The sequence below is a fragment of the Proteus sp. G2626 genome, assembly GCF_009915985.1.
Taxonomy (GTDB): domain Bacteria; phylum Pseudomonadota; class Gammaproteobacteria; order Enterobacterales; family Enterobacteriaceae; genus Proteus; species Proteus vulgaris.
In genome coordinates this window covers 125399-139875 of sequence record NZ_JAABNH010000002.1, presented here as the reverse complement: position 1 = coordinate 139875, position 14477 = coordinate 125399, and the positions used below count along the sequence as shown (strand labels likewise).

At 42.5% G+C, this 14477-nt stretch carries 11 protein-coding genes and 2 tRNA genes; all 13 read right to left on the bottom strand.

Annotated elements, in window-relative coordinates:
* Positions 1–73: 73 nt before the first annotated feature.
* The 13 genes from pnp to ftsH all read right to left on the bottom strand — a co-directional run bounded on the left by pnp (position 74) and on the right by ftsH (position 14475).
* Entirely contained in the window at positions 74–2203 is a 2130-nt protein-coding gene (gene pnp, locus GWJ05_RS00965) for a polyribonucleotide nucleotidyltransferase (RefSeq protein WP_036939338.1), read from the bottom strand.
* Positions 2204–2453: 250 nt separating this feature from the next.
* Positions 2454–2723, bottom strand: a complete 270-nt coding sequence (rpsO, locus tag GWJ05_RS00960) for a 30S ribosomal protein S15 (protein WP_036939341.1) — start codon at positions 2721–2723, stop codon at positions 2454–2456.
* Between the two features lie 124 nt (positions 2724–2847).
* Positions 2848–3801, bottom strand: a complete 954-nt coding sequence (gene truB / locus GWJ05_RS00955) for a tRNA pseudouridine(55) synthase TruB (protein WP_036939342.1) — start codon at positions 3799–3801, stop codon at positions 2848–2850.
* Positions 3801–4202: a 30S ribosome-binding factor RbfA gene (rbfA, locus tag GWJ05_RS00950; protein WP_161680888.1), complete on the bottom strand. Its 402-nt coding sequence runs from the start codon at positions 4200–4202 to the stop codon at positions 3801–3803. Before rbfA ends, truB begins: the two co-directional genes overlap by 1 nt.
* A gap of 308 nt (positions 4203–4510) precedes the next feature.
* Positions 4511–7267: a translation initiation factor IF-2 gene (infB, locus tag GWJ05_RS00945; RefSeq protein ID WP_087803766.1), complete on the bottom strand. Its 2757-nt coding sequence runs from the start codon at positions 7265–7267 to the stop codon at positions 4511–4513.
* A gap of 22 nt (positions 7268–7289) precedes the next feature.
* Positions 7290–8798 carry a transcription termination factor NusA gene (gene nusA / locus GWJ05_RS00940; protein WP_006535691.1) on the bottom strand — a complete coding sequence of 503 codons (1509 nt, stop codon included), beginning with the start codon at positions 8796–8798 and terminating at the stop codon, positions 7290–7292.
* A gap of 20 nt (positions 8799–8818) precedes the next feature.
* Positions 8819–9271, bottom strand: a complete 453-nt coding sequence (gene rimP / locus GWJ05_RS00935; RefSeq protein WP_036914691.1) for a ribosome maturation factor RimP — start codon at positions 9269–9271, stop codon at positions 8819–8821.
* A 202-nt stretch (positions 9272–9473) separates the two neighbouring features.
* Positions 9474–9550, bottom strand: a tRNA-Met gene (locus tag GWJ05_RS00930).
* A 60-nt stretch (positions 9551–9610) separates the two neighbouring features.
* A tRNA-Leu gene (locus GWJ05_RS00925) sits at positions 9611–9700 on the bottom strand.
* Positions 9701–9759: 59 nt separating this feature from the next.
* A complete protein-coding gene (gene secG, locus GWJ05_RS00920; RefSeq protein ID WP_036939352.1) occupies positions 9760–10104 on the bottom strand; it encodes a preprotein translocase subunit SecG in 345 nt (114 codons plus the stop codon).
* A gap of 165 nt (positions 10105–10269) precedes the next feature.
* Positions 10270–11607 carry a phosphoglucosamine mutase gene (gene glmM / locus GWJ05_RS00915; RefSeq protein WP_161680886.1) on the bottom strand — a complete coding sequence of 446 codons (1338 nt, stop codon included), beginning with the start codon at positions 11605–11607 and terminating at the stop codon, positions 10270–10272.
* Positions 11604–12446, bottom strand: a complete 843-nt coding sequence (gene folP, locus GWJ05_RS00910; RefSeq protein ID WP_036939356.1) for a dihydropteroate synthase — start codon at positions 12444–12446, stop codon at positions 11604–11606. The genes glmM and folP overlap by 4 nt, the downstream gene beginning before the upstream one ends.
* A gap of 82 nt (positions 12447–12528) precedes the next feature.
* Positions 12529–14475 (bottom strand): ATP-dependent zinc metalloprotease FtsH, encoded by a 1947-nt coding sequence (gene ftsH, locus GWJ05_RS00905; RefSeq protein WP_087803768.1) that lies wholly within the window; start codon positions 14473–14475, stop codon positions 12529–12531.
* Positions 14476–14477 lie beyond the last annotated feature (2 nt).

Below are 14477 nucleotides of genomic sequence, written 5' to 3'. Positions count from 1 at the left end.
CTGGACGTCCTACTTGTCAGTCATAATAAGTCTCTACCGATACTTATGTCTAGATATCGGTAGTAGAATATCATTAATTCGCAGAATCTTCAGAAGAAGTTTCAGTTGCTTCCTGCTGATTAGCTTGAGCTTCTTTCATGCTTAAGCGAATACGGCCTTGACGGTCAATTTCCAGCACTTTAACTGGAACTTCTTGACCCATTTCCAAGTAATCACTCACTTTCTCAACACGTTTATCTGCGATTTGAGAAATATGAACCAGACCTTCTTTACCGCCACCGATAGCAACAAAAGCACCGAAATCGACAATACGAGTTACTTTACCATTGTAAATACGGCCCACTTCAACTTCAGCAGTGATTTCTTCGATACGAGCAATTGCCATTTTAGCTTGCTCATTGCTTGTTGCCGCAATCTTCACAGTACCATCATCTTCGATTTCGATAGTTGTGCCCGTTTCTTCCGTTAATGCACGGATTACTGAACCACCTTTACCGATAACGTCTTTGATTTTGTCTGAATTAATTTTGATAGTGTGAATACGCGGTGCGAACTCAGAAATATCAGCACGAGGTTGGCTAATTGCATCTTCCATAACACCTAAAATATGCAGACGTGCGCTTTTCGCTTGGTTTAACGCAACTTGCATGATTTCACGTGTGATACCTTCGATTTTGATATCCATTTGTAATGCGCTGACACCATTACGACTACCTGCAACTTTAAAGTCCATATCGCCTAAATGGTCTTCATCACCCAGAATATCTGAAAGAACAACAAAGTTATCGCCTTCTTTTACCAGACCCATTGCAATACCAGCAACAGATTCTTTAATTGGTACACCTGCATCCATCAGTGCTAAAGAAGCACCACATACAGACGCCATTGAAGATGAACCATTTGATTCAGTGATTTCAGAAACCACGCGAACAGTATATGGGAATTCTTCGATAGTCGGCATTACCGCTAACACACCACGTTTTGCTAAACGGCCATGGCCAATTTCGCGACGTTTTGGTGAGCCCATCATGCCTGTTTCACCAACAGAGTATGGAGGGAAATTATAATGCAATAAGAAGGTGTCAGTGTGCTCGCCCATGATGTCATCAATAGTTTGAGCATCACGTGCAGTACCTAATGTCGCAGTCACTAAAGCCTGTGTTTCACCACGTGTAAACAATGCTGAACCATGAGTACGTGGTAATAAACCTGTACGGATATCTAGTGCACGTACCATGTCCTTTTCACGACCATCGATACGAGGTTCGCCCGCCAATACACGAGCACGAACGATGTTTTTCTCAAGACCTGAGAAAATTTCGCTGATTTCAGCTTCATCTAAAGTTTCATCTTCAGCCACTAATGTCGCGATAACTTCATCGCGGATAGCTTCGATTTGTTCATAACGCTCTTGCTTTTCAGTAATACGGTATGCATCACCAATACGTGCTTGCGCTAATTGTGCAATACGATCGTGTAAAGTTTGGTTGATAGCTTCCGGCGCCCAATCCCATTTTTCTTTACCAACTTCTGCAACTAATGCATTGATATTTTCAATCACAACTTGTTGTTGTTCATGACCAAATACCACTGCACCTAACATTTCTTCTTCTGATAATAAATCAGCTTCTGATTCAACCATCAGTACTGCACCCGCAGTACCCGCAACCACTAAGTCTAATTTACTGACTTTTAACTCATCAACGGTTGGGTTCAGAACATATTGACCATCGATAAAACCAACACGAGCACCACCGATAGGGCCATTAAATGGAACACCTGACAGTGCTAAGACCGCAGAAGCACCAATCATTGCAACGATATCTGGGTTAACTTGTGGGTTAACAGAAACAACGGTAGCAACGATTTGAATTTCGTTTAAGAAGCCTTCTGGGAATAATGGACGTAAAGGGCGGTCAATGAGACGTGCAATTAACGTTTCGCCTTCACCAGGACGTCCTTCACGACGGAAGAAACTACCTGGAATACGACCAGCCGCGTATGAACGCTCTTGATAGTTCACTGTTAATGGGAAGAAATCTTGTCCAGCTTTAACTTTTTTCTTTGCAACAACAGTAACAAAAACAGCTGTGCCGTCCATGTCAACCATAACAGCAGCTGTTGCTTGACGAGCCATCATACCCGTTTCAATTGAAACCGTATGTTGACCGTATTGAAATTTACGAACTGTAGGATTCAGCAAAATAATATCCTTTATCTTATTGTCGCCAGATGCTTAGCGACGATGAATGATCTTTTCTCCGCTACGTCCCCTCGCGACTAATGAAAATATTTACCACTAAAACATAAACACTTTCATTAGCCGCGCGAATTGTCGTAACTAGAGAGATGAAATAACAATCACCACATTAAAACATAACGACTAATATTAAAAATAGCACTTTCTAGTAGAAAAGGGGCCAACTGGCCCCTTTTCACTGAAACTCGATTGATTAGCGACGCAGACCTAAACGTGCAATCAGTGCAGAGTAACGAGCAACATCTTTACGTTTCAGATAGTCCAGCAGATTACGACGGCTGGAAACTTTACGTAGCAGACCACGACGGCTGTGGTGATCTTTTTTGTGCTCTGAAAAGTGACCTTGCAGGTGGTTGATTTCTGCAGTCAGCAGTGCAATCTGAACTTCGCTTGAGCCAGTATCGTTAGCATCACGACCAAATTCAGCAACGATTTGTGCTTTCGCTTCAGTACTTAGAGACATAATAAACTCCAATTTAATTAAAATTTTTAGGGCAGCCAATCTCTAATTCAGCTACCCAGCTCAGCCACCTAAACAGATAGCCGCATTATTCTACGCTTCAAACACTTTTAGCGCAAGATTGCTATTAAGTGTTATCTTGGGCGTTATACTCAACAACGATTCTTTTCGGAGCAACTAACCCCTCTTTAATGATAGCAAGGCCGATAAATTTTTCTTCATTGCCTTCTGTCACCCTGACCCATTCGCCTTCATTAATATCATGATTAACACGAACAGGCTGGCCTAGCTTTAGGTAGCCTGCAATCACCGTAGTGAGATTAATAACAGGGAAATGTGCAACCGCCGTATCCATTGGTAATAGCAAAGCATCAAGTGCCAAGAAAGGATCTTCTTGTGCAGTTTGCGCATTATCTATCATCATGCTTAGCTGATCTAATGTGACCATCCGTTCTTTCGGATAATCAGCAACCTCTAATCGGCGTAAGAAAATAACGTGAGCACCACATTGTAATTTCTCACCCAGATCATCAATAATTGTGCGAATATAAGTCCCTTTAGAACAATGAATTTCCAGCTCTAACTCATTGCCTTCCCAGCGAATAAACTGGAGTTCATAAACGGTGATAGGCCTAGCTTCTCGCTCAATTTCAATACCTTGTCTTGCATATTCATAGAGCGGTTTACCGTGATGCTTTAAGGCAGAGTACATTGAAGGAACTTGCAATGTTTCACCACGAAAGCTCTCTAAAGCATCGTCTAAAGCTTGCTGTGTAAATTGCACTGGGCGCTCTTGGATAACTTCACCCTGTGCATCAGAAGTATCCGTTCGTTGACCTAAGCGGGCAATAACACGATAACGCTTATCCGAATCCAATAGAAACTGTGAAAACTTCGTCGCTTCACCTAAACAAATAGGTAGCATACCTGTTGCTAAAGGATCCAATGCCCCCGTATGCCCTGCCTTACTGGCATTAAACATACGACGGACTTTTTGGAGTGCATCGTTAGAGGAAATATCTTGGGGTTTATCGAGTAGCAATACGCCGTTAATCTCACGCCCCTTACGACGACGCCCCATTATTCTTCCTCTTTATGACGGCGCTCTTCGTCGTTTTTAACGACATTAGACACTAAATTGGACATACGCATCCCCTCAACTAATGAGTTGTCATAAGCAAATGTCAATTCAGGTACAATACGTAAGCGCATTGCTTTACCTAATAATGAACGAATAAAACCAGCAGCCTCATTCAATGCGGATAAACCATTAGCAACCATATCTTCTTCGCTTTCATCACCACCAGATAAGTTTAAAAAAGTAACGAATACCTTGGCGTAAGCCAAATCACGAGAAATTTCGACGCCCGATACAGTGGCCATTCCGATACGAGGATCTTTCACTTCACGTTGTAGAATGATGGCGATTTCTTTTTGCATTTCCTGAGAAACACGCTGACTACGGCTAAAATCTCTTGCCATTTTATCTCTCCCTAACAATAGGGGATTGCCCTTATTGTCACTGTTAATTCAGATCTAAAATCAATGATATCTAAAGAGTATACATGAAGTGGTATTGAACGACCGCTTTCTCTGATTTCTTTAGTAATAAAACTTTTCTTAATTGCTATTTTACCCTGTTATCTCACTTTCATAAATTACTGAAAGCCAATCTATTTCGGTTATGTTGAAATATGTTGAAAAATGAAGAAGGAAATAAAAAAGAATACAGCAAAGAAGGGAATAAGAAGGGAGCCGTTAAGCTCCCTTTTAAAACAAGACGTACTAGATTAATCAATAGAACGTTTGATTTCGATAACTTGGAAGACTTCAATCATGTCGCCAGCACGAACATCATTGTAGTTTTTCACACCAATACCACATTCCATGCCGTTACGAACTTCGTTAACGTCATCTTTAAAGCGGCGCAGTGATTCCAGTTCGCCCTCGTAGATAACCACGTTATCACGCAGAACACGAATTGGGTTATTACGTTTGATGTTACCTTCAACCACCATACAGCCCGCAATTGCGCCAAATTTAGGTGATTTAAACACATCACGGACTTCTGCAAGCCCCATGATTTCTTGTTTATATTCAGGTGCCAACATACCACTCATTGCCAGTTTGATTTCGTCAATCAGGCTATAGATAACGGAATAATAACGTAAATCAACACTTTCTTGTTCAATGATACGGCGAGCAGATGCATCAGCACGAACATTGAAGCCAAGAATAATTGCGTTAGAAGCAGCTGCTAATGTTGCATCAGTTTCAGTGATACCACCAACACCAGAACCGATGATTTTCAGTTTAACTTCGTTAGTAGACAGTTTAACTAATGCATCAGTAATTGCTTCACAAGTCCCTTGAACGTCTGTTTTCAGCACGATGTTTAGTTCAGAAACTTTACCTTCTTCCATGTTAGCAAACATGTTTTCCAGTTTAGATTTCTGCTGACGAGCCAGTTTAACATCGCGGAATTTACCTTGACGGTATAATGCAACTTCACGTGCTTTTTTCTCGTCACGAACTACCGTTGCTTCATCACCTGCTGAAGGCACATTAGACAGACCTAAAATCTCAACAGGCATTGATGGACCAGCTGATTGAACGTCTTGACCTAATTCGTTACGCATTGCGCGAATACGACCGTATTCAAAACCACACAGAACGATATCGCCTTTATTTAGCGTACCTTCACGAACAAGGATAGTTGCCACAGGGCCACGGCCTTTATCGAGGTAAGATTCGATAACAACACCGCTTGCCATACCTTCTTTAACTGCTTTCAGTTCAAGAACTTCAGCTTGTAAAAGGATCGCATCCAGCAGTTCGTCAATACCTAAACCTTGTTTTGCAGATACGTGCATAAACTGAGTTTCACCGCCCCACTCTTCTGGCAGAATGCCATATTGAGACAGTTCAGTTTTCACGCGATCAGGATCAGCTTCGTGTTTATCGATTTTGTTTACAGCAACCACAACAGGTACGTTTGCCGCTTTTGCGTGTTGAATAGCTTCGATAGTCTGAGGCATCACACCATCATCAGCCGCAACAACCAGAACAACGATATCCGTTACCTGAGCACCACGAGCACGCATTGATGTAAATGCGGCGTGACCTGGAGTATCCAGGAAGGTGATTTCACCTTTATCTGTTTTAACGTGATAAGCACCGATATGCTGGGTGATCCCACCCGCTTCGCCTGATGCTACTTTCGTTGAACGAATATAGTCCAGTAGTGATGTTTTACCATGGTCAACGTGACCCATGATAGTCACAACGGGTGCACGAGATACAGCGCTTTCTTCACCTGTATCACGATCGCTCATGACTTGTTCTTCTAACTCGTTTTCACGACGTAAGATAACTTTGTGACCCATTTCTTCAGCAACAAGCTGTGCAGTTTCTTGGTCTAAAACCTGATTAATGGTTGCCATTGCACCCATTTTCATCATAGTTTTGATAACTTCAGACCCTTTTACTGCCATTTTGTTAGCAAGTTCAGCAACAGAAATAGTCTCACCGATAATAACATCACGGTTTACAACAGCGGCTGGCTTATTGAAGCCTTGTTGTAGTGAGCTACCTTTACGTTTACCTTTCTTGTTAGTACGGCCAGCAGCACGAGCTTCTTCACGATCTGCTTTTTCAGAATGGCGGTTATTTTTCTTAGGACGAGGTGCCTTAGCATTGCGACCACGACCACGGCCACCTTCAACTTCAGCATCACTTTCATCTTCTGCATCACGAGCATAACGTGATGTGGTTACATGGTAGTCTGAGCCTTCAGTTTCTGGCGATTTAGGTTCAGCAGTCCATTTTTCAGCATTTTCTTCAGCTAAAAGGCGTGCTTTTTCTGCTGCAATTCGTGCTTCTTCTTCCGCTTTACGGCGCTGTGCTTCTTCCGTTTTACGCTTCAGTTCAGCTTGTTCAGCATTGCGACGTGCTTTTTCCTGATCTGCTGCTTTATCAGCTTTTGGTTTATCGTTTTGTTTCACTTTATCTTTTTCCGCTGCTTCGCGCTTAGCTAATTCCGCTGCTTCACGTTTTGCTTCTTCAGCTTCACGTTTCGCTTTTTCTTCGGCATCTTTCTTTGCCTTTTCAGCTTCACGTTTTGCTTTTTCTTCAGCTTCGCGCTGTGCTTTCTCTTGTGCTTCGCGCTGTGCTTTTTCTTCGGCTTCGCGATGCGCCTTTTCTTCCGCTTCACGCTGAGCTTGCTCATCCGCTTGCGCTTTTTCAACAGCGTCACGGTTCACATAAGTGCGTTTTTTGCGGACTTCGATGGCTACTGATTTACTTTTGCCACCTGTACCAGGAACACTTAACGTACTACGCACTTTGCGTTGTAACGTTAATTTTTCTGGTTGGTTGGTTGATACGTCTTTATCACGATTCAACCAAGCCAGTAAGGTTTCTTTCTCTTTTTGGGAGACAGAATCAGAGACGGTCTTCTTAATACCGGCATCAGCAAACTGCTGTACCAAACGTTCAACCGGTGTCTGAATCTCTTCTGCCAGTGATTTTACTGTTTCATCTGTCATTCTGTTCCTTCCTGCTCAGTTGTTACGCATCATTCCCAAACCAGCAGATATTACGTGCAGCCATAATGAGTTCGCCTGCGCGTTCACTATTTAAGCCTTCAATATCAGTTAGGTCGTCGATACCCTGTTCGGCAAGATCTTCCAGTGTGCAGATACCACGGGCAGCTAGATCAAATGCTAAAGAGCGCTCCAAGCCTTCGAGAGCTAATAAGTCCTCGGCTGGCTGGTTATCGCCTAGGCTTTCTTTTTGAGCCAATTCAATCGTTGTGAGTGCTGCTTTTGCTCTTTCACGTAAAGCTTCAACGGTGTCTTCGTCTAATCCGTCAATAGCCAGCAGTTCACTGATTGGCACATAAACTAACTCTTCAAGGGTAGAGAAACCTTCTTCAACTAAAACAGTTGCGAAGTCTTCATCAATGTCGAGATGCTTAGTAAATATTTCAATGGCTGCGTTTGCTTCTGCCTGATGTTTTGCATTCAGTTCATCCGCAGTCATGACGTTTAATTCCCACTTGTCATCACCACGATGTTTTTTCAGTAACTGAGCTGCCAGACGTACGTTTTGACCATTACGGCCAATTGCCTGAGCAAGGTTACTGCTTTCAACTGCAACATCCATTGTACATTTGTCTTCATCGACAACAATAGAAGCAACATCTGCCGGAGCCATTGCATTAATCACGAATTGTGCAGGATTATCATCCCACAAAACAATATCAATTCGCTCGCCGCCCAATTCGCTGGAAACGGCTTGTACACGTGCGCCACGCATACCAACACAAGCACCCACAGGGTCAATACGCTTGTCATTAGTTTTTACTGCGATTTTGGCACGAGAACCTGGATCACGCGCTGCAGCTTTAATTTCAATGATTTCCTCGCCAATTTCTGGTACTTCAATACGGAAAAGTTCAACCAGCATTTCAGGGCGAGAACGTGTCACGAAAAGTTGTGCACCACGAGTTTCTGTACGTACATCGTATAATACACCGCGTAAACGGTCACCTGGACGGAAATTTTCACGTGGTAACATATCTTCGCGTAAAATAACCGCTTCTGCATTATTTCCTAAGTCTAAGGTGATATTTTCACGATTTACTTTCTTCACAACACCCGTGATAATTTCGCCTAATTGTTCGCGGAATTGATCAACAACCATCGCTCTTTCTGCTTCACGTACTTTTTGTACGATAACTTGTTTCGCGGTTTGTGTTGTAATACGGTCGAAAGTAACAGATTCAATCTGATCTTCAATATAACCACCTAGTTCAATACTAGGATCTTCATATTGAGCCGCTTCAAGTGTAATTTCACGAGTAGGCTGAGTCACTTCATCTACAGCAACCCAACGGCGGAATGTATCAAAGTCACCTGTTTTACGGTCGATACATACGCGAACATCAATCTCTTGCTCGTATTTTTTCTTAGTTGCTGTCGCTAGTGCGGTTTCCAGTGCTTCAAAAATCTTTTCACGAGGAAGAGATTTTTCGTTAGAGACCGCTTCCACAACAGCCAGAATCTCTTTGTTCATCCTAGTTGCCTCTTCAAAACTTAAAAGTGGGGTACCAGGTTAGCTTTCTGGATGTTGCTCAGTGCGAACACTTCGTCTTTACCATCCACAGTAACCGTGATCATTTCGCCAGCGACAGACTTAATAATGCCCTGCCATTTACGGCGGTTTTGCATTGCAATTCGTAATACGATAGCGGCTTCTTCGCCGATAAATTGCTCATAATGCGTTGCAGTGAATAAAGGTCGTTCTAAACCAGGAGAAGAAATCTCAAGGTTATAAACTGTTTGAATTGGATCTTCAACATCCAGTACAGCGCTGACCTGGTGGCTAACATCAGCACAATCATCAACAGTGATACCGTCTTCACTATCAATATAGATGCGCAATGTTGATTCTCGGCCACGAATAAATTCAAGACCGACAAATTCAAAGCCTAATGCTTCTACTGGTGCTGAAACCATCGCTGTTAATTTTTGCTCTAATGTGGACAAACCCACCCCCAAGGCATAAAAAAAGGGCCTATAGCCCAGTATTCTATTCTCTGATAACAAAAAACCCCGAAATTCGGGGCTTTATGCAACTGGACCCTGTAACTTGCCATTCGAGAATAACCTCTTCTTACGGCACATTCCACTCAGGATCATAATCGGTTTAACAAGATGATTAATGAGAAAAGTGCTGTATTGTTAGAAGTGGTTGCGGGGGCCGGATTTGAACCGACGACCTTCGGGTTATGAGCCCGACGAGCTACCAAGCTGCTCCACCCCGCGTTCGAAAAACGTGGCAAATTTTACGCTGATAACAAGCAAAACGCAAGTTATCTGGAATAATGGTGCCGAGAACGGGACTTGAACCCGTACGCCCGTTTTATAGGCACTACCACCTCAAGGTAGCGTGTATACCAATTTCACCACCTCGGCACTTTAATGAGACTGTTATTGCGTAAATATTAACAACCTCATTTAAATCTTTACTTAGTTTACTGCGGAATATCTGTATTTGCTGGCGCTACAGGCGCTGCTAATTGCTCAGCTTTTTTAGCTTCTTCTGCAGTCTGCTCGATAGACATCCACTTACTGTCTTCACGTACAGTTTTATTGGCACTTAAATTACCTAAAATAAGTGCAAGTACAATAAATGCTGTCGCTAAAACAGCGGTCATACGGGTCATGAAGTTAGCTGAACCGCTTGAACCAAATACTGTACCGGAAGCACCTGCACCAAAAGAAGCGCCCATATCAGCACCTTTACCCTGCTGTAACAGGATCAGACCAACTAGCCCTGTTGCTACAATGATAAGAATAACAATGAGTGCCGTATACATTTGCGTTACCTTTTCTATGGAACTTATCGTATTAACGATAACCTTCGATTGCTTCACCCGCTTTAGTTCAAGACCTTACTAAGCGGGTGTGAATACTAACCAAAGCTGAACTGACAAGCAAGGTTATTTTTCTACAAAGTGATTGATTGAAGAAAAAATCATCAATTAACCTACGTGCTTCACGGCATCAGCAATACGATTTGCCATCGCCGTAACTTGCTCTTCATTTTCACCTTCGACCATTACTCGAATTAAAGGTTCTGTGCCTGATTTACGTAACAGCACGCGCCCTTTACCTGCGAGTTCATCTTCAACTGCTTTGGCAACTTTCTGAACTTCAAGGGTTTGTAATGGATCATGATTCCCGGTGAAGCGAACATTCACTAAAATTTGTGGTAATAGTTTCATGCCACTACATAAATCATGTAAGCTCATATGATTACGTACCATTGCACTTAAAACTTGTAGCCCTGCAACAATACCGTCACCGGTAGTCGTTTTATCCAGTAAGATAATATGACCTGAGTTTTCAGCACCTAAACGCCAACCTTTCTCTTGTAATTTTTCAAGCACATAGCGGTCACCCACTTTAGCACGTACAAAAGGAATACCCAGTTGTTTAAGAGCAATTTCCAATCCCATATTACTCATTAATGTACCAACGGCACCACCACGTAATTGACCTTGGCGTAGCGCTTCTCTCGCAATAATATAGAGAATTTGGTCACCATCTACTTTTAAACCTTGATGGTCAACCATAATGATACGGTCACCATCACCATCGAATGCTAAACCAACATCTGCACCTTCTTCGAGCACACGTTGTTGCAACATTCGGACATCGGTTGCACCGCATTCAGCATTAATATTAATACCAGTTGGCTCACAACCAATCGTAATCACTTCCGCGCCTAATTCACGAAATACATTCGGTGCAATGTGGTATGTTGCACCATGTGCACAATCAACAACCACTTTTAAGCCATTCAAATTATTTTCGTTAGGGAACGTGCCTTTACAAAATTCAATGTAACGCCCAGCGGCATCAACAATACGATTCGCGCGCCCCAGCTCTGCTGACTCTACACAAGTGATCGGTTTTTCCATTTCTGCTTCAATGGCTTCTTCAACTTCATCGGGTAATTTTGTTCCGTCAATAGAGAAGAATTTGATCCCATTATCGTAATAAGGGTTATGGGATGCCGAAATCACGATCCCTGCTTCTGCACGGAATGTACGTGTTAAATAAGCAACCGCAGGTGTTGGCATTGGCCCTGTAAATGAAGCCGATAACCCAGCAGCAGCTAAACCTGCTTCTAATGCAGATTCCAGCATATAACCTGAAATTCGTGTGTCTTTACCAATAATGATTTTACGAGAGCCATGACGTGCTAATACTTTGCCCGCAGCCCAACCCAGTTTTAATACAAAATCAGGTGTAATTGGACTATCACCTACTTTTCCACGGATACCATCTGTTCCAAAGTATTTACGTTCGCTCATTCATTATTTTCCTTTGCAGAAAGAGTCGCTTGTACGACTTTCATCGCATCAACTGTCTCTTTAACATCGTGTACACGAATAATTTGTGCGCCTTGCATTGCAGCAATGACAGCACAGGCCACGCTACCAGCAACACGCTCTTGTGGTGGTACATTCAATAATTGTCCAACCATTGATTTGCGTGACATCCCGGCAAGTATTGGTAAACCAAAGTGATGAAGTTCACTTAAGTGTGCTAATAATTGGTAATTATGCGCTAAATTTTTACCAAAGCCGAACCCCGGATCAAGAATAATTTGATTTTTTTCTATTCCAGCATCAACACAACGTTGGATATTTTCTCGTAAAAAATGATCAACATCTATCATCACATTCTCATAATGTGGTGATTGTTGCATGGTTTTAGGATCGCCTTGCATATGCATAATACACACAGGTAAACCTGTTTTAGCCGCGGCTTCAAGTGCTCCCGGTTCTTGTAAAGAGCGAATATCATTGATAATTGAAGCACCTACATTTGCCGATTCAGCCATTACTTGAGCTTTAGATGTATCAACAGAAATCCACACATCAAAACGCTGGCGAATAGCTTCAACAACAGGAACAACACGCTGTAATTCTTCATCAATAGAGACATCACTTGCGCCGGGTCTTGTTGATTCCCCACCAATATCGATGATAGAAGCCCCATCAGCGATTAATTTTGCTGCGTGGTTAACCGCATCATTAAGTGAATTATGAGTGCCACCATCAGAAAAAGAATCTGGAGTGACATTCAAAATCCCCATAACTTGAGGTGTTGATAAGTTAAGCTCTCTTCCTCTAGCAATTAATTTCATTTCATTGATACCTTCATAAAAAAACCCCAGAAGCCTGGGGTTTGTATTTATAGCTTACTCAATATGCATAACCCGATAAGGATTAGTGAGTATTTTTATCAGAAGGTGTATCACTTTCTGACTCAGGCTTATCTTTTGGCTCATTCGCTACATGTGTTTGTGTCGGCTGGGCAGTAGTTGTTGCATTACTATTGCCATTGCTGCCTTCCCAACCTGCAGGTGGACGGACATCGCGACGATTCATTAAATCATCAATTTGAGGCGCATCGATAGTTTCATAAGTCATCAGTGCATCTTTCATTGAGTGAAGAATATCAAGGTTATCCATTAAGATCTGACGTGCACGAACGTAGTTTCTATCAACGATAGCTTTAATTTCTTCGTCAATAGTACGAGCTGTTTCATCAGACATATGTTGCGCTTTCGCAACAGAACGGCCTAAGAATACTTCACCATCTTCTTCTGCATACAGCAACGGCCCTAATTTTTCAGAGAAGCCCCACTGTGTCACCATGTTACGTGCAATATTTGTTGCTACTTTAATGTCGTTAGATGCACCTGTAGAAACATGCTCGACACCATAGATGATTTCTTCTGCTAAACGCCCACCATACAGTGTTGAGATCTGGCTTTCTAATTTCTGACGACTTGCACTAATTTGGTCACCTTCAGGTAAGAAGAAAGTCACACCTAATGCACGTCCTCGAGGAATAATCGTCACTTTATGCACAGGATCATGTTCTGGTACTAAACGTCCAATAATCGCATGACCGGCCTCATGATAAGCTGTTGATGCTTTTTGTTCTTCCGTCATCACCATTGAACGACGTTCAGCACCCATCATTATCTTATCTTTAGCCTTTTCAAACTCGACCATTGAAACAACACGTTTATTGCCACGAGCAGCGAATAAAGCAGCTTCATTAACCAAGTTAGCTAAGTCTGCACCAGAGAAACCAGGTGTACCACGTGCTAAAATGGCAGGATCAACATCGGGCGATAAAGGTACACGACGCATATGGACTTTCAAGATTTGCTCACGTCCACGTACATCAGGTAAACCCACAACCACTTGACGGTCGAAACGGCCAGGACGGAGTAATGCTGGGTCTAAAACGTCAGGGCGGTTAGTGGCCGCAATAACGATAATCCCTTCATTTCCTTCAAAACCATCCATTTCAACAAGCATTTGGTTCAGTGTTTGCTCACGTTCATCATGACCACCACCTAAACCTGCGCCACGCTGACGTCCTACGGCATCAATTTCATCGATAAAGATGATACAAGGCGCAGTTTTTTTAGCTTGTTCGAACATATCACGAACACGAGAAGCACCAACACCCACAAACATTTCAACGAAATCAGAACCTGAAATAGTGAAGAATGGAACTTTTGCTTCGCCTGCAATGGCTTTCGCTAATAACGTTTTACCGGTACCAGGAGGCCCCACCATCAGAATACCTTTAGGGATTTTTCCCCCTAGTTTCTGGAAACGACCTGGATCACGTAAATATTCAACTAATTCGCTTACTTCTTCTTTTGCTTCATCACAACCTGCAACATCAGCAAAGGTTGTTTTGATTTGGTCTTCTGTCAACATGCGAGCCTTACTTTTACCGAAAGACATCGCACCTTTACCGCCACCACCTTGCATTTGGCGCATAAAGAAAATCCAAAGACCAATAAGTAATAGCATTGGGAACCAAGACACAAAAATTTGAGTCAGAAGACTTTGGCCTTCAAGTGGTTCACCCGTTACTTTTACATTACGGTTCATTAAAGTGGTCAGCAGGTTGTCATCACGCATAGGCATATACGTGCTGTACTTTGAGTTATCTGTTTTAGTTACATTAATATCATAACCACTTATGCTGACCTCGCGTAATTGGTTATTAGTTAACTCATTGATAAAGGTAGAGTAATCCACCTTACGACTATTCGAATCGCTGGGTCCGAAGCTCTGGAATAATGACATCAAAACGACTGCAATAACTAGCCAGAGGATCAGGTTTTTCGCCATGTCACTCAAGG

Bases quoted from the DNA above. Each gene is read 5' to 3' on its own strand.
- nusA (WP_006535691.1), bottom strand. From the start codon at position 8,798: ATGAACAAAGAGATTCTGGCTGTTGTGGAAGCGGTCTCTAACGAAAAA.
- glmM (WP_161680886.1), bottom strand. From the start codon at position 11,607: ATGAGCGAACGTAAATACTTTGGAACAGATGGTATCCGTGGAAAAGTA.
- folP (WP_036939356.1), bottom strand. From the start codon at position 12,446: ATGAAATTAATTGCTAGAGGAAGAGAGCTTAACTTATCAACACCTCAA.
- rpsO (WP_036939341.1), bottom strand. From the start codon at position 2,723: ATGTCTCTAAGTACTGAAGCGAAAGCACAAATCGTTGCTGAATTTGGT.
- truB (WP_036939342.1), bottom strand. From the start codon at position 3,801: ATGGGGCGTCGTCGTAAGGGGCGTGAGATTAACGGCGTATTGCTACTC.
- secG (WP_036939352.1), bottom strand. From the start codon at position 10,104: ATGTATACGGCACTCATTGTTATTCTTATCATTGTAGCAACAGGGCTA.
- infB (WP_087803766.1), bottom strand. From the start codon at position 7,267: ATGACAGATGAAACAGTAAAATCACTGGCAGAAGAGATTCAGACACCG.
- rbfA (WP_161680888.1), bottom strand. From the start codon at position 4,202: ATGGCAAGAGATTTTAGCCGTAGTCAGCGTGTTTCTCAGGAAATGCAA.